At 63.5% G+C, this 26214-nt stretch carries 27 protein-coding genes; 14 read left to right on the forward strand and 13 right to left on the reverse strand.

Features of this window, described 5'->3' with window-relative positions; genetic code table 11:
- The first annotated feature begins 82 nt into the window (after positions 1-82).
- The gene (locus ACXMDM_RS03815) at positions 83-1141 is read left to right on the forward strand and encodes an NAD(P)-dependent alcohol dehydrogenase (RefSeq protein ID WP_233831198.1); all 1059 of its coding nucleotides are present in this window, start codon (positions 83-85) and stop codon (positions 1139-1141) included.
- Here ACXMDM_RS03815 and ACXMDM_RS03820 read toward each other — a convergent pair.
- Positions 1115-2056, reverse strand: coding sequence for an urease accessory protein UreD (locus tag ACXMDM_RS03820; protein ID WP_071802065.1), 942 nt, complete (start codon positions 2054-2056; stop codon positions 1115-1117). The genes ACXMDM_RS03815 and ACXMDM_RS03820 overlap by 27 nt on opposite strands.
- 78 nt (positions 2057-2134) lie before the next feature.
- On the opposite strand from ACXMDM_RS03820, the gene ureE reads away from it, so the two are divergent.
- From ureE to urtE, 8 genes are all read left to right on the forward strand, one after another.
- Complete coding sequence (ureE, locus tag ACXMDM_RS03825; protein ID WP_083544450.1) at positions 2135-2689, forward strand: urease accessory protein UreE; 555 nt, start codon at positions 2135-2137, stop codon at positions 2687-2689.
- Entirely contained in the window at positions 2643-3395 is a 753-nt protein-coding gene (locus ACXMDM_RS03830; protein ID WP_083544451.1) for an urease accessory protein UreF, read from the forward strand. The genes ureE and ACXMDM_RS03830 overlap by 47 nt, the downstream gene beginning before the upstream one ends.
- 119 nt (positions 3396-3514) lie before the next feature.
- Entirely contained in the window at positions 3515-4162 is a 648-nt protein-coding gene (gene ureG, locus ACXMDM_RS03835) for an urease accessory protein UreG (RefSeq protein WP_071800669.1), read from the forward strand.
- Positions 4163-4278: 116 nt separating this feature from the next.
- The gene (gene urtA / locus ACXMDM_RS03840; RefSeq protein WP_071800670.1) at positions 4279-5574 is read left to right on the forward strand and encodes an urea ABC transporter substrate-binding protein; all 1296 of its coding nucleotides are present in this window, start codon (positions 4279-4281) and stop codon (positions 5572-5574) included.
- Between the two features lie 227 nt (positions 5575-5801).
- Positions 5802-6959 (forward strand): ABC transporter permease subunit, encoded by a 1158-nt coding sequence (locus ACXMDM_RS03845; RefSeq protein ID WP_071800671.1) that lies wholly within the window; start codon positions 5802-5804, stop codon positions 6957-6959.
- A 63-nt stretch (positions 6960-7022) separates the two neighbouring features.
- The gene (urtC, locus tag ACXMDM_RS03850; protein WP_071800672.1) at positions 7023-8165 is read left to right on the forward strand and encodes an urea ABC transporter permease subunit UrtC; all 1143 of its coding nucleotides are present in this window, start codon (positions 7023-7025) and stop codon (positions 8163-8165) included.
- Between the two features lie 101 nt (positions 8166-8266).
- Positions 8267-9013 carry an urea ABC transporter ATP-binding protein UrtD gene (gene urtD, locus ACXMDM_RS03855; RefSeq protein WP_071800673.1) on the forward strand — a complete coding sequence of 249 codons (747 nt, stop codon included), beginning with the start codon at positions 8267-8269 and terminating at the stop codon, positions 9011-9013.
- 37 nt (positions 9014-9050) lie between these two features.
- Entirely contained in the window at positions 9051-9767 is a 717-nt protein-coding gene (urtE, locus tag ACXMDM_RS03860; protein ID WP_259723290.1) for an urea ABC transporter ATP-binding subunit UrtE, read from the forward strand.
- A 12-nt stretch (positions 9768-9779) separates the two neighbouring features.
- Here urtE and ACXMDM_RS03865 read toward each other — a convergent pair whose 3' ends face one another.
- From ACXMDM_RS03865 to ACXMDM_RS03900, 8 genes are all read right to left on the reverse strand, one after another.
- The gene (locus ACXMDM_RS03865; RefSeq protein ID WP_071800675.1) at positions 9780-10052 is read right to left on the reverse strand and encodes an FmdB family zinc ribbon protein; all 273 of its coding nucleotides are present in this window, start codon (positions 10050-10052) and stop codon (positions 9780-9782) included.
- Positions 10053-10131: 79 nt separating this feature from the next.
- Complete coding sequence (gene fmdA, locus ACXMDM_RS03870) at positions 10132-11337, reverse strand: formamidase (protein WP_259723289.1); 1206 nt, start codon at positions 11335-11337, stop codon at positions 10132-10134.
- 66 nt (positions 11338-11403) lie between these two features.
- Positions 11404-11925, reverse strand: a complete 522-nt coding sequence (locus ACXMDM_RS03875; RefSeq protein WP_499570124.1) for a hypothetical protein — start codon at positions 11923-11925, stop codon at positions 11404-11406.
- A gap of 27 nt (positions 11926-11952) precedes the next feature.
- On the reverse strand, positions 11953-12867 hold the full coding sequence (locus ACXMDM_RS03880; protein WP_259723287.1) for an aminotransferase class IV: 915 nt from the start codon (positions 12865-12867) through the stop codon (positions 11953-11955).
- The gene (locus ACXMDM_RS03885) at positions 12864-14174 is read right to left on the reverse strand and encodes an anthranilate synthase component I family protein (protein WP_259723286.1); all 1311 of its coding nucleotides are present in this window, start codon (positions 14172-14174) and stop codon (positions 12864-12866) included. The genes ACXMDM_RS03880 and ACXMDM_RS03885 overlap by 4 nt, the downstream gene beginning before the upstream one ends.
- A gap of 7 nt (positions 14175-14181) precedes the next feature.
- Complete coding sequence (gene queC / locus ACXMDM_RS03890; protein ID WP_259723285.1) at positions 14182-14880, reverse strand: 7-cyano-7-deazaguanine synthase QueC; 699 nt, start codon at positions 14878-14880, stop codon at positions 14182-14184.
- An 11-nt stretch (positions 14881-14891) separates the two neighbouring features.
- Positions 14892-16970: a serine/threonine protein kinase gene (locus tag ACXMDM_RS03895; RefSeq protein WP_499570127.1), complete on the reverse strand. Its 2079-nt coding sequence runs from the start codon at positions 16968-16970 to the stop codon at positions 14892-14894.
- Positions 16971-16986: 16 nt separating this feature from the next.
- Entirely contained in the window at positions 16987-18018 is a 1032-nt protein-coding gene (locus ACXMDM_RS03900) for a cysteine synthase A (protein WP_259723283.1), read from the reverse strand.
- Positions 18019-18116: 98 nt separating this feature from the next.
- On the opposite strand from ACXMDM_RS03900, the gene egtB reads away from it, so the two are divergent.
- The 5 genes from egtB to ACXMDM_RS03925 are packed head-to-tail and all read left to right on the forward strand — an operon-like array spanning position 18117 to position 21987.
- The gene (gene egtB, locus ACXMDM_RS03905; RefSeq protein ID WP_259723282.1) at positions 18117-19391 is read left to right on the forward strand and encodes an ergothioneine biosynthesis protein EgtB; all 1275 of its coding nucleotides are present in this window, start codon (positions 18117-18119) and stop codon (positions 19389-19391) included.
- The gene (gene egtD, locus ACXMDM_RS03910; protein ID WP_259723281.1) at positions 19388-20386 is read left to right on the forward strand and encodes an L-histidine N(alpha)-methyltransferase; all 999 of its coding nucleotides are present in this window, start codon (positions 19388-19390) and stop codon (positions 20384-20386) included. Before egtB ends, egtD begins: the two co-directional genes overlap by 4 nt.
- Entirely contained in the window at positions 20383-20607 is a 225-nt protein-coding gene (locus tag ACXMDM_RS03915; RefSeq protein WP_071800683.1) for a hercynine metabolism small protein, read from the forward strand. Before egtD ends, ACXMDM_RS03915 begins: the two co-directional genes overlap by 4 nt.
- 38 nt (positions 20608-20645) lie before the next feature.
- Positions 20646-21176 carry a hercynine metabolism protein gene (locus tag ACXMDM_RS03920; protein WP_071800684.1) on the forward strand — a complete coding sequence of 177 codons (531 nt, stop codon included), beginning with the start codon at positions 20646-20648 and terminating at the stop codon, positions 21174-21176.
- A gap of 13 nt (positions 21177-21189) precedes the next feature.
- A complete protein-coding gene (locus tag ACXMDM_RS03925) occupies positions 21190-21987 on the forward strand; it encodes a YdcF family protein (RefSeq protein ID WP_071800685.1) in 798 nt (265 codons plus the stop codon).
- Positions 21988-22022: 35 nt separating this feature from the next.
- On the opposite strand, the gene ACXMDM_RS03930 is transcribed toward ACXMDM_RS03925, so the two are convergent.
- From ACXMDM_RS03930 to ACXMDM_RS03945, 4 genes are all read right to left on the reverse strand, one after another.
- Positions 22023-22286 (reverse strand): DUF8660 family protein, encoded by a 264-nt coding sequence (locus ACXMDM_RS03930; RefSeq protein ID WP_048016474.1) that lies wholly within the window; start codon positions 22284-22286, stop codon positions 22023-22025.
- Positions 22287-22315: 29 nt separating this feature from the next.
- Entirely contained in the window at positions 22316-23884 is a 1569-nt protein-coding gene (lysS, locus tag ACXMDM_RS03935) for a lysine--tRNA ligase (protein WP_233830553.1), read from the reverse strand.
- Between the two features lie 80 nt (positions 23885-23964).
- A complete protein-coding gene (rpaB, locus tag ACXMDM_RS03940; protein ID WP_071800686.1) occupies positions 23965-24771 on the reverse strand; it encodes a response regulator transcription factor RpaB in 807 nt (268 codons plus the stop codon).
- Positions 24772-24853: 82 nt separating this feature from the next.
- Complete coding sequence (locus ACXMDM_RS03945; protein ID WP_399252942.1) at positions 24854-26191, reverse strand: ABC transporter substrate-binding protein; 1338 nt, start codon at positions 26189-26191, stop codon at positions 24854-24856.
- Positions 26192-26214: the final 23 nt, after the last annotated feature.

The raw sequence follows: 26214 nt of genomic DNA on the forward strand, positions 1-26214 counted from the left end.
GGTTCCCCGCTGCCAATCCGATCCAGTAAAGGCACAAACCTTACGGCGTATGCTTCGCTTACGGTGTAAGTGAGCAGCGTTGATGTCGAATCCGGGCCCGGCCACGACCACCATGCGGGCCATCACCCAAGACGTCTACGGCTCCGCAGACGTCCTCTCGCTCCAGACGGTTGAGAAGCCCGCCATCGGTGACAAGGATCTGCTGATCAGGGTTCGCGCCACCTCCGTCCATGCCGGCGACTGGCATCTGATGCGTGGCAAGCCGTTTCTGGTGATTCGGCTGTTTTTCGGGGGCCTGCGCCGACCGAAGTTCCGAACACTCGGCTGTGATGTCGCCGGAACCGTCGAGGCCATTGGCAAGGGGGTCGGCCGATTTCAGGTCGGCGACGCGGTGTTCGGTGATCTCTCGGTGTGCGGCTTTGGCACCTTTGCCGAGTACGCCCGTGCCACCGAAGACGCCCTGACGCTCAAGCCCGCCACGATCTCTTTCGAGGCCGCCGGCACCGTGGCCTGCTCCGGTTTGGCAGCCCTGCAGGGCCTGCGCGACCAGGGCCAGCTCCAGGCGGGACAGCACGTGTTGATTCTTGGGGCCGCCGGTGGGGTGGGCTCGTTCGCCGTACAGATCGCCAAGGCCTTCGGGGCTGAGGTCACCGGCGCCTGCAGCGCCCACAAGATGGCCATGGTGCGCTCCATCGGCGCTGACCACGTAATCGATTTGGCCGGCGCGGATTTCAGCGCCGGCAACCACCGTTATGACCTGATCCTCGATACAGCGGCCTATGGCCCCCTCGCACAAGTTCTGCCTGCACTTACTCCTGACGGCACTTACGTGCTGGTCGGTGGCTCGACGGCACGCTTTTTCCAGGTGATGCTCTGGCAGGGTCCCTGGATCTCCCGAACCAGCCGTCGCCGGGTCGGCGTGTTGGCCTCGAACCCCAATCCGGCCGATCTGCAGACCCTGGCGGATCTGCTCGAGTCCGGCAAGATCGTGCCGTTCATCGATCGCCGCTGTGGCCTCACAGAGGTTCCCGAGGCCATCACGGCGCTTGAGCAGCGCCAGGTCCAGGGGAAGATCGCCATCGCGGTTGCACCCAAGAGCAGCGGCAAGGAGTCATCAGACCGGACTGAAAGAGCCGCCTGAGCCATCAAGCCATGGCGCCTCCTGGAATGGCCACACCCGGGGCAGAACCGGTGCCGGCAGGCCGCGCTCGGCCCGAATCCGGGCCCAGATCCTTGTGAACCAGAAGCGGGCCGCCTGGCTGGAAGGGCCCCGGTAGCGGGCCACCAGGCCCTGATCGAGGCGGCCGCAGACCATCTCCCCGTCGAGCCCGGCTCGGTCGGCGCGGCAGAGCTCCAGCAGCGCTTCGGGAACCGGCGCCGGCGCGGCCCAGACCAAACTGCCGAACACCGGGTGGCCGCCGAGGCCATGGCCGCCCATCAGGCTGTCGCCGCCCAGCTCGATTCGGTCGGCCACACTCCAGCGTCCCTCACGGCGCACCTCCAGCAACGAGCGCCAGCACCCGCTGCCGAGGGTTTCGGCGTCGGCGCTGCGGCCCAGCCGCACCACTTCAGCCCCCAGCCAGCTGGCGCCCGCGGCCAGCTCCACCCGGCACGACTGCTCGAACAGTCCGCCGGCAAACATCACCAGTTCCTGGGGCAGCCACTCCAGATCCGCGCCCGGCTGCAGCGCAAAGCGCAGCTCCTGCCGCGTCCAGCGACCCTCGGGCGCCAGCCGCGAACGCCCGACCGAGCCATAGACCTTCTGGGCCGCCACGCTGGTGATCAGGGCGCGGCTGCCGGCGGCCAGCTCCGCCTGGATCGACAGCTCATCGCCCCCCACCAGTCCGCCGGCGGTGTGCAGCAGGGGCAGTTCGCAGCGGCCGTCGCTGAGGGCAAAGGCCTTCTGAATCTTCAGTGGTGCGGTGGTTCCGCCCTGATGGCTGGTACGACCGTTCGCTTCGCCGCTGGCCTCGAAGCGCAACAGCGCCGAACCGCGCCAGGGGGGCGAGGCCTTGGTGTTGGTGGTGGCCAGAGCCGGTGGGGGAAGGGCGGTCATCGGGGCGATCGTCAGCGCCAGTTCGGTGCGCGCCAGTAGCAACGGGCACCATTGGCCGCCAGAGCGCTGGCTTAGGTGATGCTCAGCCCGTGGAGCAGCTCCGTTGTCAGCGAACCCGGCGTGAGCGAGTCTGCAGTCAGTCCGATCGTGTTGATACGACGGCTGGGCCTTGTGAGCGGTAGCCCTGGCTCAGCCCTTTCCCCATACAGCGAGCCCCTGCGGCTGCCGCTCAGCGCTGACCAGCGCAGCAGCCTTCGCGGCCACCGCCGCAGTGCCTGCGGCCGCGACCTTCTCCTGCAGTTGCCCCGCGGCGGCGCGCTGGAGCCCGGCGAATATCTGGCCGGAGCCACGGGCTCGGCCCTGGTGATCGTGGAGGCGGCCCCGGAGCCGCTGCTGCAGGTGCGCAGCCCCGATCCGCTGGCCCTCCTGCAGGCCGCCTATCACCTGGGCAACCGTCACGTGGCGATGGAGCTGCAGGAGGGCCAGCTGCGACTGCTTCAGGACTCGGTGCTCGAAGAGCTGCTGCACCAGCGGGGCCTGGTCGTCGAGAGGATCACCGCACCGTTTCAGCCCGAATCCGGCGCCTATGCCAGCGCAACCAGCCATTCCCATTCCCATTCCCATTCCCACTGAGCCTGGCGCCCGGCGCCTGCAGCTGCTGCAGCTGGTCAGCCCGGCCTTGCCGGTGGGGGCGTTCAGCTATTCCGAGGGCCTGGAGGTGCTGGTGCAAGCCCAACGGATCACCAGCGCTGGCGATCTGCGCAGCTGGTTGGAGGCCGAGCTCGACCGGGGTGCGATCGCGATCGAGGCGGCGGCCCTGGGCCCGTTGCAGGTGGCCTTGCGTCGATGGCGCGACGGGGAGCGTGAGCAAGATCGGCTGTCAGCGGCGAGCGCCCAGGCGGAGCTCATCGATCTCGATGGCTGGCTGCTGGCCCTGCGCGAAGCGCCGGAGCTGCGGGCCCAGCAGCGCCAGATGGGACGGTCGCTGCTGCAGTTGGTCGCTGAACTGGGCTGGCCGCTACCCAGCTCACCCGCCCCACGGCTCGCCTGGCCGGCGGCCTGGGCTTGGGCTGGCCTGGTGCTTGAGCTGGGCCAGCTGGAGTTGCTGGAGGCCTACCTCTACAGCTGGGTGGCCAACCAGGTGAGCGCGGCGGTGCGCCTGATTCCACTCGGACCCACCCAGGGCCAGCGCCTTCAGCTCGCCCTGGCCGCTCCACTGGCGCGCCGGGCCGGCGAGCTGATCGGCGTTGATCCGCGCAGCCTCTGGAGCGGGGGCGTTGGATTAGGGATGGCCCAGCTCGGCCACGCGGAGCTCTACTCAAGGCTGTTCCGCAGCTGAACGGTCTCTGTCGGGCAAGGTTGCAGACCCCGGAATTCGCAGTTCAGAATCTGCAGCCGCTTGGACCCAGGGCCCCGCACCAACCACCTAGAACCCCGTCAACCGTTGAAGACTCCTCCATGAGCAAATTGCGTGTCGGCGTGGCCGGGCCGGTGGGCTCCGGCAAAACAGCTCTGGTCGAAGCGCTCTGCCGGCGGCTGCGGCAGCGGCTGCAGCTGGCAGTGGTCACCAACGACATCTACACCCAGGAGGATGCCCAGTTCCTCACCCGCGCTGGTGCACTGGAGCCCGAGCGGATCCGGGGGGTGGAAACCGGCGGCTGCCCCCACACCGCCATCCGGGAAGACTGCTCGATCAACCGGGCGGCGGTCGAAGAGCTCGAACAGCAATTTCCAGATCTGGATCTGGTGCTGGTTGAAAGCGGCGGCGACAATCTGGCGGCCAGCTTCAGCCCCGAACTGGTGGATCTCTGCATCTATGTGATCGATGTAGCCGCTGGAGACAAAATCCCGCGCAAGGGCGGTCCTGGCATTACCCGCTCCGACCTGTTGGTGATCAACAAAATCGATCTTGCCTCCATGGTGGGCGCCAACCTGGAGGTGATGCAACGCGACACCGAGCGCATGCGTGGCGGTCGACCCTGGTGCTTCACCAACTTGCGCAGTGGCGAGGGGCTTGAGCAGGTCGAGGCCTTTCTGTGGCGCCAACTACCGAAATCCATCCCTGATCATGACCAACAAGTGCTGGAAGCGGGATCTCTGCCTTGAGCGCGCCCTGTCGCCCTGCTGATTTGTGCTTTTGACTACACGCCCTAAAAGGCATGCTCCCTAGGTTCACTCAGCCGACAGCATTGCGGCGTTTCCATCATTTTAAACAAGCCCCAATGGTTTCCATTTCCCAACGACAACTCTTCGCAGGATTTGCCGCAACTGTTCTCGGAGTTTCACTCTCTGCCTGTGGTGGCGGAACGGAAACGACCACAGACTTTGATGGTGAAATCAAGGTTGGAATTCTCCACTCCCTGAGTGGAACGATGGCAATTTCTGAAACCACCCTCAAGGAAGTTGAGGAGATGGCCATTAAAGAAATCAATGACGCCGGTGGTGTCACGGTCGCAGATAAGAATTACAAGATCGTTCCGGTCATCGAAGATGGTGCTTCAGACTGGCCCACCTTCGCCGAGAAATCCCAGAAACTGATCGATTCCGACGGCGTCAACGTTGTCTTTGGTGGTTGGACTTCGGCAAGCCGTAAGGCGATGTTGCCGGTGTATGAGGCCGAAAACCACATGCTCTTCTACCCCATTCAATATGAGGGTCAGGAATGTTCGAAAAATATTTTCTACACCGGAGCCGTTCCGAACCAGCAGGCTGAGCCTGCGGTGCAGTGGCTGATGGACACCTACGGCGAGTCCCTCGGCAAGAAGGTCTACCTGGTGGGTTCCGACTACGTCTACCCAAGAACAGCCAACACGATCATCAAAGAGCAGATGAAAGCTCTTGGTGGTGAAGTTGTTGGTGAAGATTATATTCCCCTCGGCAACACGGAGGTTGCTCCCATCATCGCCAAGATCAAGGAAGTCTTCCCTGAGGGCGGCATCATCATCAACACCTTGAACGGTGATTCCAACGTTGCCCTCTTCAAGCAGTTCCAGGCTGCGGGCATTGATCCTGAGAAGTACAAGATCATGTCGTTCTCGATCGCTGAGGAAGAAATTCGTCAGATCGGGCCTGAATTCACAGCTGGCACCTACGCCGCCTGGAATTACTTCATGAGCCTGGACACCCCAGCCTCCAAGAAGTTCGTCGAAGATTTCCAAGCCGCCTACGGTGACGACCGCGTGGTGGGCGACCCTGCGGAGTCGGCCTACAACATGGTTTACCTCTGGAAGAATGCCGTCGAAAAAGCCGGCACCTACGACGATCTCGACAAGGTCCGCGAGACCATGATTGGCATCACCTTCGATGCTCCCCAGGGTGAAATTGAGATGTTCCCGAACCATCACACCTCCGAACGGGTGATGATCGGCGAAGCTGAACCCAGCGGCCAGTTCAAGATCCTCCAGGACAGCGGCACGGCCATCCCGCCGCTTCCCTGGAATCAGTTTGTGCCTGAAACCAAGGGCTACACCTGTGATTGGACCCAGGATCGTCCAGATGCCGGCAAGTTCCGGATGTGATAAGCCCGGTAGCTTCAATGATTCAGTGGAGCCAATAGTAGAGCCAGCAGTAGAGCCATCAGTGGCGTCAATCTGATCTCTTCCTACGTAACGGATTCAGTCAATCATTTGAACTGGATTCGCCGCAGGTGGGGGAAGCTCAGCTTTCTCCACCATTTTCCCTACACAGGTGACCATCATCGTCGCTTGTAAGAAGCGACCCCACTTCCACTTATCAGTCTTCGTCGGTGGAACTTTTCTTTTCTCAAATTTTAGATGGCCTCAGCATTGCCTCAGTGCTGCTTTTGGCCGCTACTGGATTGGCCATTGTCTTTGGCTTGATGGGTGTCATCAATCTCGCCCACGGTGAGCTGATGATGTTGGGTGCCTATGTCACTTTTGTGGTTCAAAATCTGTTCAAGCCCCTGGGCCCGGCGATTTTCGAACTGTATTACCCGGTGGCGTTGATCCTTGCCTTCATTATCACGGCCATGGTTGGGGTGTTGCTGGAGCGAACCCTGATCAGAAAGCTCTACGGCAGGCCTCTTGAAACATTGCTGGCCACCTGGGGTGTCAGCTTGGTGCTGATTCAGTTGATTCGCAGCATCTCAACGTCCATGCTGATTGGCATCCTGGCGGCCGTCGCGATTGGTTTGATTGGAAGTAAGTTTATGGCCAAAAAGATTGGTGATAAGCCGTATTTCACCTATCTCAATGGTTTGATGTGGGCTTTTTCTCTGGGCATTGGCTTGATTGTTGTCAACTCCATGTCTTCGGTGCGGCAGCTCTCGTCGCCCTGGTTTGGTCCTCGAAACCTGGATGTCAGCCCACCGAAATGGCTGCAAGGCAGTTGGGGCAAGATCGGTACCGTTGAGTTGCCTGGTATTCGGGTCTTCATTATTCTTCTATCAATCTTTTTGCTCATCGGTGTTCTCTGGTTTCTCAGTAAGAGTGCATGGGGGTTGCGGATTAGGGCGGTCACCCAGAACAGGCAGATGAGCAATTGCTTGGGAATTCCAACTGATCGTGTCGACAGCATTACCTTCGGGCTTGGTTCTGGTTTGGCCGGTGTCGCCGGTGCTGCGATTACGCTGTTGGGTTCGGTGGGTCCCAACCTCGGTACGGCTTATATCGTTTCCTGTTTCATGGTGATTGTGCTTGGGGGCGTTGGCAATCTGCTCGGCACCGTGCTGGCTTCAATCATGCTGGGCATCATTCAATCTGTTGTCGGTTCGGGCTCAATCCTGATCGTCTTCCCCAACCTGCCGCCGGCGCTTAAAGGGGTGGTTGAATTCTTTGCCACCACCAGTATGTCGTTGGTTCTGGTCTTCATCTTTATTATCGTCTTTCTGCAGTTTAAGCCGAATGGGATGTTCCCTCAAAAGGGACGTTCAGTCGATGCTTGAGTCCTACTTGGCCTACCCAACTGTTTTACTTTGTCATAGATCCACTTGGAGAACTAGTTAACCATGAAACTCTTCAAACGCCTGGTTCCCTGGATCCTCCTTGCCATTGCCCTTTTCGTCCTTCCGGCAATTCTCAGTGATTTTCGGCTGAATCTTTTTGGACGCTATTTTGCCCTGGCCATCACGGCCTTGGCGATTGATTTGATTTGGGGCTATACAGGTCTGCTCAGCCTTGGCCAAGGAATCTTCTTCGCCTTGGGAGGTTATGCAGCGGCGATGTACCTCACGCTGAATACGCCGAGCCAACAAGGCGGTAACGGGATTCCCAAATTCTTTGAGAACTTTGGAGTTAGTGAGTTGCCATTCTTTTGGCAGCCGTTTAATTCTCCATTCCTTACCCTGGCTTGCCTGTCTCTGATCCCCGCATTGGTTGCAGGAGTAGTTGGATACTTGATTTTTAGAAATAGAATCAAGGGTGTTTATTTCTCCATCATCACCCAAGCGGCCTTGATGGTGTTTTTTCACTTCTTTAATGGCCAGCAAAAGCTAATTAATGGTTCCAACGGGCTCACCACCAACACTACTGAATTATACGGCCTGTTGGTTGGATCTAGTGATATGAAGCTCTGGTTTTATCGATTAACGGTATTATTGCTGCCTGTTGCTTTTCTAATCTGCAGATATTTCACGACAGGCCGTTTTGGCGATGCTTTGATTGCGATCAGGGACGATGAGCAAAGATTTAGATTTGCTGGTTTTAATCCCGTTCCCTTCAAGACCATTGTTTTTATTGTTGCTGGTGGCCTTTGCGGTGTTTCAGGAGCTCTTTATACCGTCCAAACAGGCATCGTCTCGCCTCAGTTCATGTCGATTTCATTCTCGATTGAAATGGTGATCTGGGTCGCAGTGGGCGGCAGGGGGTCCCTCGTGGGACCGATCATTGGGGCCGTTCTCGTCAATTACCTGCAGAGCTTGGTGAGCGAAGCCTTGCCAGAGCTCTGGTTGTTCGTCCAAGGGGGTTTGTTCATCTTTGTCGTCGTCTTGATGCCTGATGGCATCTACGGATGGTTCACCGGCGGCGGTTTGCGCAGCTTCCTAGCTTCTTTCGGGATTGCCCAGAAAGCCCGAACCTATCCCAAAATCGATGAGCAGATCGAAAGCCTGCAGGAGGTTGTCAGCACAACTCCAACCGATTCTTCTGCTTAGGGGCCCTCATAGCCGAAGCACCTTGCCGATCAACTAATGACCCTCCTTTTGCCAATTCAGGTTCTCTCCACCCCCTCAACGTTGTCGCAACGCTAAATGCCATGGCTGAAACGCTTCTTGAATTGACTGATGTCAGTGTCAGCTTTGATGGCTTTTATGCTCTGACCGATCTTTCTCTCAAGCTGATCAAAGGAGAGGTCAAGTCGATCATTGGGCCCAATGGTGCTGGCAAGACGACGTTTCTCGATGTGATCACTGGCAAGGTCCGTCCGACTAAAGGAACAGTGACCTACAGGGGCCAATCGTTGGTTGGCATGTCGGAGCAGAAAATCTCCAGGAACGGCATTGGCCGAAAGTTCCAAACACCAAGGGTTTTTGACAATCTGACAGTGCTTCGAAACCTTGAATTGGCTGTGTCACCGCGAAAGAACGCCTTAAGCCTGATGCTTGATCCTCTGCCAATGGCGGCCAAGGATGAGGTCCATCGGCTGATGAGTTACGTGGGCCTGGCTCCCTTTGCCGGCACCCAGGCGGGTTCGCTCTCCCATGGTCAGAAACAGTGGCTTGCCATTGCCAGCCTTGTGGCCCAAGCTCCAGAAGTGCTGCTTCTCGATGAGCCAGTGGCTGGCCTCACCGATGAAGAAACCCTACGCACAGCTGAATTGATCAAATCACTGGCCGGTGATCATACTGTTGTGGTGATTGAACATGACATGGAGTTCATCAGAGATCTCGACTTTGATGTGACAGTCCTCCACCAAGGCCAACTTCTCACAGAAGGTCCCCTTGATGAAGTCAAGAAAGATCCAAGGGTGATTGAAGTCTATCTTGGCACCACAGAAGACTGAACTAGATCCACCCCTATTGACTGTCAACTCACCAGCCATGACAACATCCAACATTCTTAAGGTCAATGATCTCAATGTTTATTATGGTCAAAGCCATATTCTGCGAAATGTAGATCTTTCGATTCCAGAAGCCCAAATGGTTTGCTTGATTGGCAGAAATGGCGTTGGCAAGACAACATTTCTTAAAACAATCATCGGGCTTCTGAAGCAACGTTCCGGTTCGATCCTCTATGGTGATCAAACGCTTACAGATCAACCGCCCTATCGTCGCGCCAGATCAGGGATTGGCTATGTTTCCCAGGGGCGAGATATCATTCCCCAGGTGACAGTCAAGGAAAATCTGTTGCTGGGTATGGAAGCGTTGCCTGGGGGGTTAAGTAAGAATCGCCACATCGATCCGATTGTGTTCGACCTCTTCCCCATTCTCGAGAAATTTCTAGGACGTAAAGGTGGTGACCTCAGTGGCGGCCAGCAGCAGCAATTAGCCATTGCCAGAGCCCTTCTTGGGAAGCCCAAACTGCTTTTGCTTGATGAGCCAACTGAAGGTATCCAGCCTTCCATCATTCAAGACATTGAGATTGCAGTCCAACGCATCATGAAAGAAACGGGAATCAGTGTTTTGCTTGTTGAGCAACATCTTCACTTCGTCAGGCAGTCAAACTATTACTACGCCATGCAACGGGGTGGAATCGTGTCAAATGGGCCAACGGAGAATCTCTCGGATGATGTGATCCAAGAGTTCCTCACGGTGTAAGGCCCATCCAGTTCAGCAACCTCGGTTGAGCATCCATGGACGGCTGGTGTTTTCGCGAAGTCTGGGCGACTTGGATGGTTCCTGGCTTTGTTTGCGAACCAGCTTTGGCTCTTTTGTCTCGACCTTGAGCCTGAAGGCCCCAGACAGTGTCATCGGTGGCGTAAAAAATCTGATCCCATCATCACCACAGGATGGGCATTGCGTATTGGTCTGGCGCTCTTCAATGCTGCGCCAAACGTCATAATTCTCGCATCCTCTTGTGCAGCTGAATTCGTAGACGGGCATGGAAGTAAAGTCTTGAGGAATTTTCAATCAGCAAAAGCTCCTTTCAATTCGTTGAAAGGAGCAGGAATAAGCCTAACCACTAGTGTGGCAATATATCCTGGTCGAAAATGGACGTTGGCAAGGCCAGGGTGCAGCAGGCATTAGGAATATCAACAATTCCGCTGATGCGACCCTCCACCGGCGCACAACTCAACAGCAGGTAGGCTTGTTCGCCCGTGTAGCCAAACTTCTTGAGATATTCAATGGCATTGAGGCACGCCCTGCGGTAGGCAATGTGCACGTCCATGTAATACTGCTTGCCGCTGAATTCATCAACAGAAATCCCCTCAAACACCAGGTAGTCAGTGAAATGGGGCTCCACTGGGCTGGTTTTGAACATGGGATTGACCATCCCATACTTTTCAACGCCGCCTTTGATGATCTCCACATGAAGATCAAGAAAGCCAGACATTTCAATGGCTCCACAAAAGGAGATCTCACCATCTCCTTGCGAGAAGTGGATATCACCCATTGAAAGCTTGGCGCCTTCAACATAGACAGGGAAGTAGATCTTGGTGCCGCGCGTGAGGTTTTTGATGTCACAGTTGCCGCCATGCTCCCGCGGCGGAACGGTGCGAGCGGCTTCATTGGCCACACGCTGAAACTCAGAACCAGGCAAGGTTCCAAGGATGGCGCTGTTGGGATTTGGCAAGGCTGCCAGCACCGGCTCACTGCCGGATAGTCCGGCGCCATAGGTTCGACGGTCGGGTGCCGTGTTGACCAATTCGGTTTCGCGGCGGTTCCATTCCCGCAGCAGCTCATGCGAAGGGGCACAGCCGATCAGGCCTGGATGGGTGATCCCGGCGAAGCGAACGCCTGGGATATGGCGTGAACTCGTGAAAATCCCTTCAAAATCCCAGATGGCCTTGGCTGCCTTGGGGTAGTGATCGGTCAGAAAACCGCCACCATTTTCTTTAGCAAAGATCCCTGTAAAACCCCATTCATCGCCTTGCAAGGCGCCGACATCAAGAATATCCACCACCAGGATGTCTCCTGGCTGGGCGCCATTCACCCAGATCGGACCACTGAGAACGTGAACCACTTCGAGGTTCACATCGGCAATGTCCTGGGGATCGTCATTGTCTTTGATCTGTCCATCCGTCCAGTCTTTGCATTCAATCCTGAACACTTCACCGGGATTCACTGAAACGACGGCAGGAATGTCTGGATGCCAGCGGTTGTGGCCGGGCATCTCCTGCTGATCCATCGATTTGGTCAGATCAACCTTGAAAAGTGTTTTGGGCATGGATGCTGACAGCACTTGCTAGCGATTCATCCAAGGCGATGACACCATCTACGGTGGTGTCATTGGCTACTGGATCCCAGCCTGCTTCGGCTTGGCCGTGCTGTCGTTGAAGTCACCCCGCCGGCAGAGATTGTCTTTCAGGCGCGCAGTCCAGGCCTTGCCCTTGAGATCGCTTTTGCTTTCGACACGGCCATCGTAGTGATAGAGAATCTGCCAACGGGAGGCTGTAGAGAACTCGCCAACTTTCTCGATATCGGTTAACGGATGGCCATAGAGATTGTCATACTCGGGCCATCCCGGCAGATCTTCCATGCTGCACACCGCGCTCACCTGATACAGCACCTCTGGCGACTTCTCCGCTGCATCTCTGACATTGACGGCCCCGTTGTACAGCCCGTTCGGAGTTCCCGCTGTGAATTGTTTCACCAACGACACCTGGGTGTCCTCGGTGTTAACCAGGACATCACCTGCCTTTGCATCCTGAATCGCGACTTCTTTTTGTTGACCACAACCCAGCAAGCCGATCAAGGCAAGGCCGCAGACCAGGGAGTTGCGCCACGGCTGTCTGTGGATGGCATCCCTTGGCATGATGTCGAGATGGAGAGTTTGGGCACCCTATGGCAGGGGCCTCGGCGCGGAAAGCAGCGACCGCCACAGCGGCTCCACGTCCAGCCACTGCGGTCTGGCGAACCCGTTGAGATTCACGATTGCCCGGCAGCTGAGGCTGTTGATCAGCACGGCAGCCCCCTCAAGCCCCTGGCCGCTCGCCAAATCACGGTCCAGGTCGGCGGGATTGATCCAGGCTTCTTCGGCCAGCCCCAGGCTCAGGGCCCGGCCTCGCATGACCCCGGGCAGGCAGCCGCTGGCCGCCGCTGGTGTTCGCCAGCGTTCGCCGTGGTGAACCAGCAGATTGGCGGTGCTGCCGCAACAGAGCCCACCGGCTGTGCTGAGCAGTAGGGCGTCGTCAGCGCCGGCGGCGCGTGCCTCGCGTCGTGCCTGGATCGAAGCGCCGTAGGCGAAGGTCTTGCAGCGGCTCTGCAGGCTGTTGGCGTTGCGCTGCTCGCTGCCGCTGACGAGGACGCTGACTGGCTCGAAGCAGGGTGTGGCGGCGTCGAATTGCAGCCAGAAGCGATGCGGTGGCGCTGGTTCATCGGCGGCGGGCAGGTTGATGCCGCGGCCAGTGGCCGGGCCATGGCCGCGCCCCCAGTTCAGTCGCAGGGCTCCGTTGCGGATGCCGCTGCGCCCGATCGCTTCTGCCAGCAACAGCTCCACTTCCTGGCGCTCAGGCGGTTGTTCCATTCCCAGCAAGCCGGCGCTGCTCTGCCAGCGCTCCAGGTGCTCACTCAGCAGATGGGGCTGGCCGGCTTCGACGCAGAGGGTTTCGAACAGTCCATCGGCCAGTTGCAAGGCGCGGTCGCCGAGGGGCAGGTTCAGGCTTTCGGGTGATCCCCATTCCCCCGCCCGGACCTGGCCCGGTGCAGGGCAGCGAGGCGTCCGCTCGGCTGCTGCGATCCAGGCGATCGCCCTCATCCCAGGGCCTCGAGCAGGGGCCTGAGTTTCCAGCCCAGTTCTTCGGCCTCGGCCGCCGGGTCGGAGTCGGCAACGATGCCGCAGCCGGCGTGGGCCCGCAGGCGCCGGCCGTGCAGCATCAGGCTGCGGATCAGGATGTTGCTGTCGAAGCTGCCATCGGCCCCCAGCCGGAACAGGGAGCCGCAGTAGGGGCCGCGGGCCACGGGCTCGATTTCGCCCAGGCGTTGGCAGGCCCGCAGTTTCGGGGCGCCGCTGATCGAGCCCCCCGGCCAGCAGGCCCGCAGCAGATCCACCAGGCCGGCGCCGGAGCGGAGCTGGCCCTCCACCACCGAGGTGAGATGGTGCACCTGGCGGTAGCTCTCCAGCCCCACCAGTTGCGGCACCTGGATGGTGCCCGGCTCGCAGACCCGTCCCAGGTCATTGCGCAGCAGATCGACGATCATCACGTTCTCGGCGCGGTCTTTGGGGCTGCTCACCAGGGCGGCGGCCGCAGCGGCGTCGGCCTCGGCATCGCCATGGCGGGGGCGGGTGCCTTTGATCGGCCTGGTTTCCACCTGGCCGCTGGCGCTCACCTGCAGGAAGCGTTCCGGGGAGGCCGACAGCACGGCGTCCTCGCCGTTGATCAGCAGTCCGGCGTACGGCGCCGGACAGTGTTGGCGCAGGCGTTGATAGAGCGCCAGCGGATCGGGGCGTTGCTCCAGCACAACCTCGCAGCAGGCCGAGAGATTGGCCTGGAAGAGATCGCCGGCGGCGATCCTTTCGCGCAGCTGGCTCACCTGGGCGGCAAAGACGGCCTCGCCGGTGTGCCAGTGCCAGTGGCCGGGATCGATCGGCTGACCAGGCGGGTCGGCGGGCACCTGCTCGGGGCTGAGCCCGGCCACCAGCCCCTCCCAGATCCCCAGCCGGAGGGGCTCCTCGCCCTCAAGCCAGAGCCGCCGGCCGCTCAGATCGAACTGCAGCAACGGGTCGTAGCGGCCGGCCACAAGGGTGGGCATAGCGGGGGAACGCCAATGATCGGCGGGCTCCACCCAGGCGCCGGCCTCGTAGGCCAGCCAACCCAACCAGGTACCGCCTGCGCCCACCAGCTGGGCCAGGGCCTCGAAGGGATCCCTGGAACCGTCGCTGCCCGGTAGCCCGCGACAGACCACCAGCTCCCGGGGATCGGCGCCCAGCACGGCGGTGGCGCCGAGCGGACTGCCATCGCCATCGAGCCAGCCGAGCCCATCGATCCCGAAGCGGGCGGTCAGGGCCTTGGCAACGGCCCAGGGTTCCCGCCAGGGAAGCTCTCGCCGCTGGACTTCTGCCATGCTGAATTCAGCTGCTGCTAGCCCCGGCTCGCCGCCAGGGGCTGGCCAGATCAGGGCGGCCGGCCTCGCTGAGGGCCGCGTCGCGGATGCGGCAACTGTCACAGCGGCCGCAGGGTTCAGCACCGCCGGCGTAGCAGCTCCAGGTGGTCTCAATCGGCACCCCAAGCCGGAGCGCCTCGCGAACGATCCGTGCCTTATCCCACTCCACCAGGGGTGCCCAGAGCCTGGTGGAGTGGCCCTCGCGGCCGCTCTTGCTGGCCAGATCGGCCAGCTGTTGAAAGGCGGCCAGGTAGTCGGGCCGGCAGTCGGGGTAACCGGAGTAATCGATGGCATTGACGCCGAGCACCAGCCGCTGGGCGCCTCGGGCTTCAGCCAGGCTCAGGCCCAGGGCGATGAACACCGTGTTGCGGCAGGGCACGTAGGTGGGTGGGATCGTGCCTTCCACCACGCCGCTCTTTGGCAAGGCGATGGCGGGATCGGTGAGGGCAGAGCCACCCCAGGCCGCCAGATTCACCGCCACGGTGAGGTGCTCCTGCAGGCCCAGGGTCTGGGCCAGGCTGGCTGCGGCAACCAGTTCCTGTTGATGGCGCTGGCCATAGTCGAACGACAGGCCGATCACCCGATCGCCTGCTTCGATCGCCAGGGCCGCGGCTGTGGCTGAATCCAGGCCGCCGGAGAGCAGGGCAACAGTGGTGTGGGTTGTCACGTCTGCTGCTCTCACGGTGGTGGTGCTGGCGGAGCAATTGGTCTTGGCGGTGCCGGGGGCGGATTGGCTGGCCTGGAGGGTTGCTGCTCTGCTTCGCCGCCTGGCCGGATCGGTTGGTTCGGGGCCGTTGGCGTCCGGGGCACCAGGGGGAGGCCAGGGGCGTCAGGCTCCGTCAGAGCCGGTTCGGGCCTTGGTTCGGGTGGCGGCTCCGGAGGCGGTGCCTCAACCTGCAACGTGAGCGAGATCGAGGCTGCGGCAACGCCGTCATTGCTGACCAGCACCTGCACCTGGGAGTCTTCGACCCGTTCAACGGTGATCCTGCGCAGGGGACCTTTCGGTTCGAGCTGGGTGCCATTGCTGTCGTAGACGCTCATCTGCATCAGCGGGGACCCGTTCACCCCGAGGGAGAGTCGGTAGCCCTTGGGTACTCGGATCGGGAAGACCCGCGCGCCGCCGGCCTGAATGCGGGCCGAAACGATTCGCGCCTGTTCGGGAGCGACCTCGATCGATTCGATTCTCAGGTTTTCCAGGGTTTGTTGAGCAGCGGCATACCAGAGCTGTCGCTGGGGCTCGGGTGGGATGTCCTTGCCGGCGCGGCCTGGCAGCAGGTTCTGGGCATTGCCGGACACCAGCTGCCGCAGCACCGGCGGGCTTAAGCCCTGGCCGGCCAACCGCTGCTGCTGGGCTTCCCAGTCGCCGGCACTGAAGCCTCCCAGCCGGCTGCGTAGCGACAGGGGCAACGTCTCCACCCGCACCAGCCAGTCTTCAGCCAGCTCATTCCACACCCGGCGCAGGGGCGCATCCTCAAGACCATCGCCTGGCAGGCGCCCACCCCGCTCGGGGAACTGGGCCAGCAGGCTGGAATCCACCAGCTTGAGGAACCAACCCCGATTCACCTGCAGCGCCCTCAGGCGATTGAGCAGCTGCTGGCGTTGGTCCACCTCGGCGGGTGGCAGGCTGGAGGGGAGCTGCTGCAGCGGTACCTCCGCCTGGGTGTCGCTGGGGGCACTGGAGCGGCCCAGAAGCCACCAGCCCAGACTGATTCCCACCACGGCGGAGAGCGCCAAGGTCACCACCAGGGGCCAGAGGCGTCCTTCGACAGCCTCCTCCTTGTTCTGCTGGCGCGATCGCGCCAGCACCGGCGGCACCGGCTGGGGCGACGGAGTTGGCTCGGCCGCTGCTGGCTGGGTTTGGGGCAGTTGGATCTGTTGCGCCGGGCTGGCCGCTGCCGGCGGTGGCACCAGAACCACGGTGCGGTCGGCCCTGGGCACCGGCCCTGTGCTCTCGGGCATCGGCAGCTGTTGAAACGCCTCCAGGGCATTGCCGGCCGAGCTGAACCGCCGGGCGGGATCGGCGCTGATCAGGCGTTCTATGGCGGCCTGAAACGGGGGATCGAGCGCCAATCCACTCGGCCAACGCCAGGAGAGGCTGGCTGGATCCAGCAACCCTGCGGGCTCCTCGCCACTGAGCAAGACCAGGGCCACCACCCCCAGGCTGTAGAGATCCATCCAGGCCGCTGCCGGCGCGCCGCGGCCCAGCTCCGGCGGGGCATAGCCAGGCGTCGCGCCCGTGGCAGCACGACTGTCGTTGCCGAGGCCAGTCGTCAGACCGAAGTCCAGCAGGACGGGCAACCCATCGCGGTCGCGGCGCAGCAGGTTGGCGGGGCAGAGATCGCCATGGACCAGCTCCTGGCCATGGAGCACCGCCAGCACCGGCAACAACTGGCGCAGCAACAGCATCACCTCCCCGTTGCCGAAGACCAGCTGGCGTTCACGCCTCGCCTCGATCAGCTCCCGGTAGGTGCGACCCCCCTGCCACTCGCGCACCAGCCAGAGATCGCCGTCGCGGCTGATCACCTCTCCGAACCGGGGGACCTGGGGGTGAAGCACCCCCCGCAGCTGGGCCCAGAGCTCCTGCAGCCGGGGCTGGTCCTGATCGGGCCCCAGTTGCCGCAGCACAATCGGCGCCTCAGCCGCCAGCTGGTCGCTGGCGCGCCAGAGCTTGCCCTGGGTTCCATCGCCCAGTTCCGCCTCCAGTCGGTAACGCTCGGCGATCACCATTCCAGGTGCCGCGCTGGCCATGCTGTCCATCAGGTTGCCGTGTCCATCAAGGCGCTCGCCGGGGCTGACTGAGCCCCTTGGCGGCCAGCCAAGCGTTGTCATAGAGGCGGGAGCGGTAGCGGTCGCCGCTGTCGCAGAGGACCGTCACGATCGTGTGGCCGGGCCCGAGCCGCCGGGCGGTCTCGACGGCCGCGGCCACATTGATGCCCACGGATCCCCCCAGGAACAGCCCTTCGCGCCAGAGCAGGGCGTAGATCGTGTCAAGGGCGCTCTGATCGTCGATCCGAACCGCGTCATCCACCGGAGCACCTTCCAGGTTGGCGGTGATGCGGCTGTTGCCGATCCCCTCGGTGATCGAGCTTCCCTCGGCCTTCAGTTCGCCTGCCGTCGCCCAGCGGTAAAGGGCGCTGCCATGGGGATCGGCGAGCACGCAGCGCACAGCGGGCGAACGCTCCTTGAGATACAGCGCCACCCCGGCATAGGTGCCACCCGTGCCGGTTGCCGACACCCAGGCATCCACCTGGCCGCCGGTCTGCTCCCAGATCTCCGGACCAGTGGTGCGGTAGTGGGCGCGCCGGTTGGCGAGATTGTCGAACTGGTTGGCCCAGATGGCTCCGGGGGTTTCGGCGGCGAGACGGCCGGAGAGCTTCACATAGTTGTTGGGGTCGCGGTAGGGGACCGCCGGCACGGTGCGCACATCGGCCCCGAGCGAGCGCAGCAGGTCGATCTTCTCGGCCGACTGGGTGTCGGGGATGACGATCAAGCTGCGGTAGCCGCGGGCATTGCAGAGGTGGGTGAGGCCGATGCCGGTGTTGCCAGCGGTTCCTTCCACGACCGTGCCCCCTGGCTGCAGCTGGCCGCTTTCCTCAGCCTCCAGCAGGATTCCCAGGGCGGCCCGATCCTTGACAGAGCCGCCGGGGTTCATGAATTCGGCTTTGCCGAGAATCTCGCAACCGGTGAGCGCGCTCAGCTGGTGCAGGCGAATCAGCGGCGTGTTGCCCACCGCCCCCACGAAACCCTGGCAGATCATGCCTGGCGGGTTCGAGCCCTGGATCACCGTTGGCTGGCTGCTGCCCATCACGCCGGCACTGCAGAAGTGAACGAACTTTGCCGATCGTACGGTCGGCGGCAGCCCCGCCTGCGCCCCCTACGATCAGAATCAGCAACAGTTAGGCCATGGCCACCGCCGCCCCGACCGAGGCCTTGTTGGAACGCCTGGGGTCCACACGGCGGCGAAGCGAAGAGCTGGTGTCAGGGCTGGAGCCCGAAGACCTCGGCCTGCAGGGGATGGCCGACGCCAGCCCGCCCAAGTGGAACCTCGGCCACACCACCTGGTTTTTCGAAACCTTCCTGCTGCGGCCCCATCTGCCCGGCTACACCCCGGCCGACAGCCGCTGGGGCTACCTGTTCAATTCCTATTACGACGCCATCGGCGCCCGCCATCCCCGGCCGGAACGGGGCCTGCTCAGCCGCCCGGTGATCGCTGAGGTGATCGCCTGGCGGCGGCGGGTGGATGCCGGACTGACGGCCCTGCTGGAGCGGCTCGGCAACGAATCGGGCCCCGAGGCCGAACCCCTGCTCGCCTTGCTGGAACTGGGGTTGCAGCATGAGCAGCAGCACCAAGAGCTCCTGCTCATGGACCTGCTCGACGGGTTCAGCCGCAATCCGCTTGAGCCTGCGGCCTGGGTGGGGGGCGCTGGCCCCGAAGCCGGTTATGGCCCCAGCCAAGTGGCCGGCCCCCTGCGCTGGCTGGATGGCCCCTCCGGACTGGTGGAGATCGGCCATCCAGCCAACGGCGGCGGCTTCCACTTCGACAACGAGGCCCCCCGTCACCGCGTCTGGCTGGAGCCCTATGCCATCGCCAACCGATTGGTGCGCAACGGCGACTACGCCGCCTTCATCGCCGATGGCGGCTACGAGCGCCCGGAACTGTGGCTGAGCGAAGGCTGGGCGGCCGCGCTGGCTGAGGGCTGGCAGGCGCCCCGCTACTGGCGTGGCAGTGGGCCTGCCTCCGGCTGGGAGTGGGAATTCAGCCTCGCCGGCCGCCGCCCCCTGCATCCCGAGGCTCCCATTCGCCATCTCAGCTGGTTCGAAGCCGACGCCTATGCCCGCTGGGCCGGTGCCCGGCTGCCCAGCGAGGCCGAGTGGGAGGCCGTTGCTTGTGCCGCAGCGCTTCAGGCAGGGGCAGATGGCTGTGGCGTGCGGATCGCAGAAGTGGATGGGCTGCTCTGGCAGTGGACGGCCAGCCCCTATCGCCCCTACCCGGGCTTCCAGCCAGCGGCCGGTGCCGTGGGCGAATACAACGGCAAGTTCATGAGCTCCCAGATGGTGCTGCGCGGCGGCAGTTTTCTGACGCAGGCGCAGCATGCGCGCCCCACCTACCGCAACTTCTTTCCGCCGGGCAACCGCTGGATGGCCAGCGGCCTTCGCCTGGCCAGGGACGCCTCATGAACACCCAGTTCCTGGAGCGGCAGTCTTCCCTGGAGCGACAGGCCGTTGCCCTGATCGATCTCCACCCGGTTCCCGCTGATCTGGAGCGGCTGGCAGTGGAAGGCCTCAGCCGCGTCCCTAAACAACTGCCCGCTTGGTTCCTCTACGACGCCGAGGGCTCCAGGCTGTTCGATGCGATCTGCCGGCAACCCGAGTACCGCCTCACCGCCACCGAAACCGCCCTGCTGGAGCAAGAAGCGGTGGCGATGGCCGCGGCGATCGGCCCCGGCCTTCCTATTGAGTTCGGTGCCGGCAGTGCCCGCAAGGTGTCGCCCCTGCTGGAGGCCCTTGCCCCTGCGGCCTATGTGGCGCTGGACATCAGCTCCAGCCACCTGACGGCAGCCTGCGGCACTCTCCAGGCCCGCCATCCGGCCACCGCCGTGCTCGGCATCTGCTGTGATTACAGCCAGTTGCAGGACCTGCCGGCCCATCCCCTGCTCGAAGGCCAGCGCCGGATCGGTTTCTACCCCGGCAGCTCCCTGGGCAACTTCGAGCCCCCCCAGGCCAGGGCGTTGCTGGCCCAGTTCGCCCGGCTGCTCGGCCCCGATGGCTGTTTGCTGATCGGTATCGATCAGCCACGGGCGGTGGCCAGCCTGGAGGCGGCCTACAACGACCGAGCCGGCTATTCCGCCGCCTTTGCCAGCAACCTGCTGGTGCGGCTCAACCGTGACCTCGGCGGCAGCTTTGACCCCGAGGCCTTCAGCTATCGGGCCCGCTGGCAGCCTGATCAGTGCCGCATCGAGATGGCCTTAGTCAGCCAGGGGCAACAGGTGGTGCGGCTCGCCTCCCAGGACTGGACCTTCGCCCCCGCTGAAGCCCTGATCACTGAGTACAGCTACAAGTACACGCCGGAGGCCTTCGCGGCCCTGGCCGGCTCTGCAGGCTGGCGGCCGCGCCAGCGCTGGAGTGATCCGGCCGGTACGTTCTCTCTGCATCTTCTGGAGCCTCAGCCATGAGCCGCGACGACCAACGCCAGGCGATGCGCCAGGTGCGGGAGGGGCTGATCGACCAGCTCGAAACGCTCTACCGCCAGGCCTTCGACAGCATCGGCGCCCAGGATCTGGGCGAAGGGGCCATCGCCCGGCTCACCCAGCTATTGCTGCGTTCGCGCGAAGCGGCGATCACGCCGCTGCAGGAAGAGATCGAGGCTCCGCTGATCACGCGGGCCCCGGAATGAACCACTTCTGATGGGCCGTCGCCGATGACCTCTCCCCGATGAGCAGCAGCTGGTTCGATCAGCTTGAGGCCCAGCTGGATCGTCAGCTAGAGGCCTTTTTGGGCTCTCACCCGGAGCAGCAGGTGCTGCTTGAGCTGGAGGAGCGCCAGGAGCGGCAGCGGCGCCTGAACCGCCAGCGCCTGCAGATTCAGGGCCAAGCTGAGAGCGCCCGAGCGGCGCTGCTGGAGCTGGCGGCCGAGATCACCCAGTGGCAACAGCGGGTCGAGCGGGCCCGAAAGGCCGGTGCCGAGGCGCTGGCCGATCAGGCGGAGGCCCACCTGCGCCAGCTGATGGGGCAGGGCCGCGACCGCTGGCAGGTCCTCAACGACCTGGGCCTCACGTTCAGCCAGGTGGAGACGGAGCTGGCGGAGCTTGAGGCCTCTGGCGGCCCGGCCACCCCGTCGGGTGGACGCCCCAAGGCCGCTGCTGATCGCTCCGAGCCACCTGACCTGGAGCAGGCCTGGGCCAGCTTCGAGAAGGAGCAGGCCCTGGAGGATCTGCGCCGCCAGCGCCGCTCCCCGAGGGCCTGAGCAAGCAACGGCGATGGGATTTCTGCTCTCCAAGTTGCTGCCGCTGCTCGCCTATCCCCTCGGTCTCAGCCTGGTGCTGCTGCTGGCCGCCCACTGGGGCCGCAGCCGCCGCTGGTCTGGCTGGCTGGGCAGCAGTGGTCTCGCCCTGCTCTGGATCAGTGCCATGCCGCTGACGGCCCGGCAGCTGGTCTGGGGGCTGGAGGAAGCCAGCGCCGCCCTCACCCCGGTGGTGGTGCCCCGCGCCGATGCCGTCGTCGTCCTGGGCGGCGGCCTGCAGGCCCAGCTGCCGCCCCGCGCTGCCGTGGAGGTAACAGGCGCCGGTGACCGGCTGCTCACCGGGGTGCGGCTGATGCGGGCCGAGAGAGCGCCGCTGCTGTTGCTCAGCGGCGGCAAGGTCAGCTTCCGCCGTGACGACCCCGCCCCGGCTGAAGCCGTCACGGCCCGCACCCTGGCCCTGGAGCTGGGTGTTCCCACAGCCCGCATCGCCATCAGCGACACGGCGCGCACGACCGCCGAGGAGGCCGCCGCGGTGGACCAGATCGCCAGGGAACGGGGCTGGAGCTCGGTGCTGCTGGTCACCAGCGCGCTGCACATGCCCCGCGCCCTTGCCAGTTTTCAGCGCCGCACCGGCCTCACGGTGATCCCGGTGGCCTGCGATTACATCCTGCCGAGCCGTAACCAGCTCGGCACCGTCACGCCTGGATCGCTGCTGATGTCCCTGCTTCCCGATGCCAACGCGCTTCAGCTCACGACATTGGTGGTCAAAGAGCGGATCGGCCTGCTGGCCTATCGCTGGCGCGGATGGGGTTGAGCTGAACCCAACGGAGCCGAACGGGCTCGGGCCAATTACTTCTTGGGGGCCGGTGGTACCAGGCTCACCCCTTCCGGCGGCGGGGTGGGATCGGGATCGGCGATCAGCATGTGCTGCAACACGATCTCGGGGCGCTCACTGTCGCGCCAGCGGATGCGGTAGGCAGGCATCTTGGTGCCTCGGCTGGTGGTCTGCTCCACCGGCTCCATCACCCAACCCCGACGGGACCGGCCCTGGGGATTCCGCTTGACCACCGCATCGGCGTGTTTGAAGCGAAACCCGACGCGCTCACCACTCATGGGCTGGGATGGATGCCAACGTCTCCCAATTATCCACTGTGGCCGTCTGCGCCTCCAACCGGAGCCGCCACCGCCACCGCCTCAGCAACCGCACCGGTCTCTGGCCTCATCAGCGGAAAGGCGATCACATCACGGATGCTGGGGCTGTCGGTGAGCAACATGGCCAGCCGGTCGATGCCGATACCCAGCCCGCCGGTGGGAGGCAAGCCCACCTCAAGGGCTGCGAGGAAGTCTTCGTCAACGCCCTGGGCCTCGAGGTCGCCGGCGAACCGGCGCTCCTGCTGGGCCTCCAGCCGCCGGCGCTGGTCGAGGGGATCGATCAGCTCGCTGAAGGCGTTGGCCGTTTCGCGCCCGACGATGAACAGCTCGAAGCGTTCCACCAAGCCCGGCTTGCTGCGATGGGCCCGGGCCAGTGGCGAGATCTCCACCGGGTAATCCAGCACAAAGGTGGGCTGGATCAGGTTCGCTTCCACCGTCTGCTCGAATGCTTCGTTGAGCAGACGACCGACGCTGTCGGCCGCCGCCGGCACCTCCAGGCCCACGGCGGCCATCGCGGCCGCTGCTGTCTGCCGCTGCTCGAAGTTGTTGAAATCGAGGCCGGTGGCCTGCTCCACCAGCTCATGCATGGTGGCCCGGCGCCAGGGGGGCGTCAGGTCGATCGGCGTGCCCTGATACGCGATCTGCGTGCTGCCGCAGACCTGCTGAGCGGCCTCGGCGATCAGCGCTTCGGTGAGCGCCATCATGTCGGTGTAGTCGGCGTAGGCCTGGTACACCTCCACCGAGGTGAACTCGGGGTTGTGGCGGGTGCTGATGCCCTCGTTGCGGAAGATGCGGCCGAGTTCGTAGACCCGCTCGAAGCCGCCAACCACTAGTCGCTTGAGGTGGAGCTCGGTGGCGATCCGCAGGAACAGCGGCAGATCGAGGGTGTTGTGGTGGGTGGTGAACGGCCGGGCGTCGGCGCCGCCGGCCTCGGCATTGAGCACGGGGGTTTCGATCTCCAGAAATTCGCGCTCATCGAGCCAGCGGCGGATGCAGCTGACGAGCTTGGCGCGGCGGCGGAAGGTCTCCCGGGTCTGGGGAGAGACGATCAGATCGAGATGGCGCTGCCGGTAGCGCTTCTCCACATCGGCCAGGCCATGCCATTTGTCGGGTAGCGGTTGCAGCGCCTTGGAGAGCATCTCCCAGCGCTTCACCTTCACCGACAGTTCGCCCTTGTCGGTGCGGCGCAGACTGCCATGCACCCCGATCAGGTCACCGGCATCCACCAGGGAGGTGAGCTGGGCGAAGCTTTCGGGCTGGTCCGGCAGCGCGGCGGCGAGGGTGGCCTTCTCAATGAACAGCTGGATGGGGCCGCTTTCATCCACCAGGGTGAAGAAGGCGAGCTTGCCCATCACCCGCCGGGTCATCACCCGCCCGGCCACTGCCACGGCGAAGTCGCGGTCCTGGCCATTGGCCAGATCGGCATGGGCCTGCTGCAGCTCGGCGTTGCGGTGCGTTGGATCGAAGCGCAGGGCATAGGGGCCCTGGCCGATGGCCGCCAAGGCCTCAGCCTTCTCCAGGCGGGCCTTCTCCAGGCGGTTCAAACGCGGCTCAGGCAAGGGAAGAAGGAGCGGTTGCAGCCCTCCATCCTGCAGGAACGGGCCTGCACGGGGTTGGCCCCAGGCCGTTTTCACCGGATCTAGGTGGTGGCGGTGCCCACCGGTTCACCCGTCCGCTGGGAGGAATAGCCGGTGCCGCGCACGGTGAGGATCAGCTCGGGGTTGCGGGGATCCGGTTCGAGCTTGCCGCGCAGGCGGGCCACATAGACATCAACAACGCGCAGGTCGGCGGCGCGACGTGGTGGGTAGCCCCAGAGCTGCTCGAGGATCTCAGCGCGGGGCACCACACGGCCGGGCTCGCGGAACAGCATCTCCAGCAGGCTGAATTCGGTGTAGGTGAGCCCGATGCGCTCGCCGGCCCGGGTCACCTGGCGGCGGTTGGTGTCCACCATCAGATCGCCCACCCGCAGGATGCCCTGACCAACCGGAACGTCGCGGGGCTCGATCGTGGCCGAGCCCCGCCCGACCCGGCGCAGGATCGTTGAAATCCGTGCTTCGAGCTCCTTGGGGCTGAACGGTTTGGGGAGGTAGTCGTCGGCTCCGAGATCGAGGCCAGACACCCGCTCGGTGATCGCATCGAGCGCCGATAGAAAGATGATCGGAACGCAGGATTCAGCCCGCAGACGCCGGCAGACCGCGAAGCCATCAAGCTTCGGCAGCATCACATCGAGAACCACCAGATCCGGCTGCTCCCGGTGGAAGAGGGTCAGGGCCTCTTCGCCATCGACGGCGCAGAGCACCCGATAGCCAGCGAGTTCCAGGCGCATCTGCAGCACCCGCCGCACCGTGGCTTCGTCATCCACCACCAGCACCGTGGCAAGCGGTGCACCGACTGGTTCTCTGGAGGCTTCACCCTGAGCAGGTCTGGGTTGTGCTTCCAGGGACATGGCACCAGAGGCATTAAGAAACGCAACCCTACAACTCAGCAAGTCGTCGCTGAGAGCTGGCAGCCACTGGGGAGTGGCCCCATCAGGGCCAGCGGCCCACCGCATAGCTGTTCCACTCCCGCTCGGCGGCAGCCAGCGCTTCATCGCTGCTCGACTGGCCCAACATCGCCCGTTGCAGCTGCCTGTAGAGGATGGCTTGCAGCCGTTTCACCCCCGGGCTGGCGGGCACCAGCACCTCGGCCATCTCGAGCGTCTCGAGGGATTGCAGCCGGGCCCGACGCACCAGCTCTTCCTGCGCGTCGCCCAGGGCTGGCTGACGCAGGCCCTGCTCGATCTTGGCGAGGGCGCCGCTGGCGGAAGGCAACACCCGGGCTTCCTCGGCGAAGCGGGCCTGGTTGGTGGCATTGGTGAGGAAGAGGGCAAAACTCAGCGCTTCCTCTGGAAAGGCGCTCTGGCGTGGCACCGCCAGGTTCATCATCGCCACATTGGCTCTGTCCTTTGGTCCGGTCAGCGGGGGGTGCGGTTCGGTCTCCGCGGCGATCTGGGGGGCGTTGGTCTGGATGCTGCGCAGGAACTCGGCGCCGCTGGCCAGGGTGGCCAGCTCTCCGCTCTGGTACAGCTCAACGGCGCGGCGGTAGCCCTGGCTGACCACCTCCCTGGGGAGCAGGCCGCGGCGGTAGAGATCGGTCCAGAAGGCAAAGGCACGGCGGCCGGCAGGGCTGTTGAAGGCGGCACGGCGCCGCTGGTCCTGGAGGGTCACCCCCATCTGTACCAACGACTCCAGCAACTCGGCGGAGTCGTCGGGAACTGCGGTGACGAACAGGGCGTAGCGCCCGGTGCGGCGTTTGACCGCTTCAGCGAAGGCGGGAACCTCCTGCCAACGGCGGGGCGGAGCGCTGTAACCGGCGCGTCGCAGCAGGTCGTTGTTGGCCAGCGTGATGCGGGCGGTGAGATACCAGGGGATGCCGATCTGCTCGCCTTCGATTCGGCCGGCCTGCCAGATCCGTGGCAGAAAGGTGTCGCCAGCGCCAGGTGGCAGCAGTGGATCCAGTGCCAGCAGTCCCCCTTTGCTGGCCAGGTTGGCGGCGAACAGGGGGTTGAGGTTGACCACATCCGGTGCCGTTCGGGCGAACACCGCCGCCAGCAGCTTGCGCTCCACCGATCCCCAGGGCAGGTCGGTCCAGCGCACCTTGATCCCGGGATGGAGCGCTTCCCAGGCGGCGATCACCGAGGTGATGTAGGTGTCGAACTTCGGTGAGAGTTCGAGGCTCCAGAACTCCAGCTCCCGGCCCGGGCGGCGGCGCGGCGCGCAGCCCGCCGCCAGCAGCAAGGCCGACCCCAGCACGGCGCGCCGGCTCCAGCGAATCCCGCCGCTCATCGCTGCCGCCCGCTTGCAATCGGCCGCCGGCCGGCCTGGCATCGGTTCAAGTTCATCAGATCGGC

It is taken from the genome of Synechococcus sp. CS-603, from assembly GCF_977929215.1.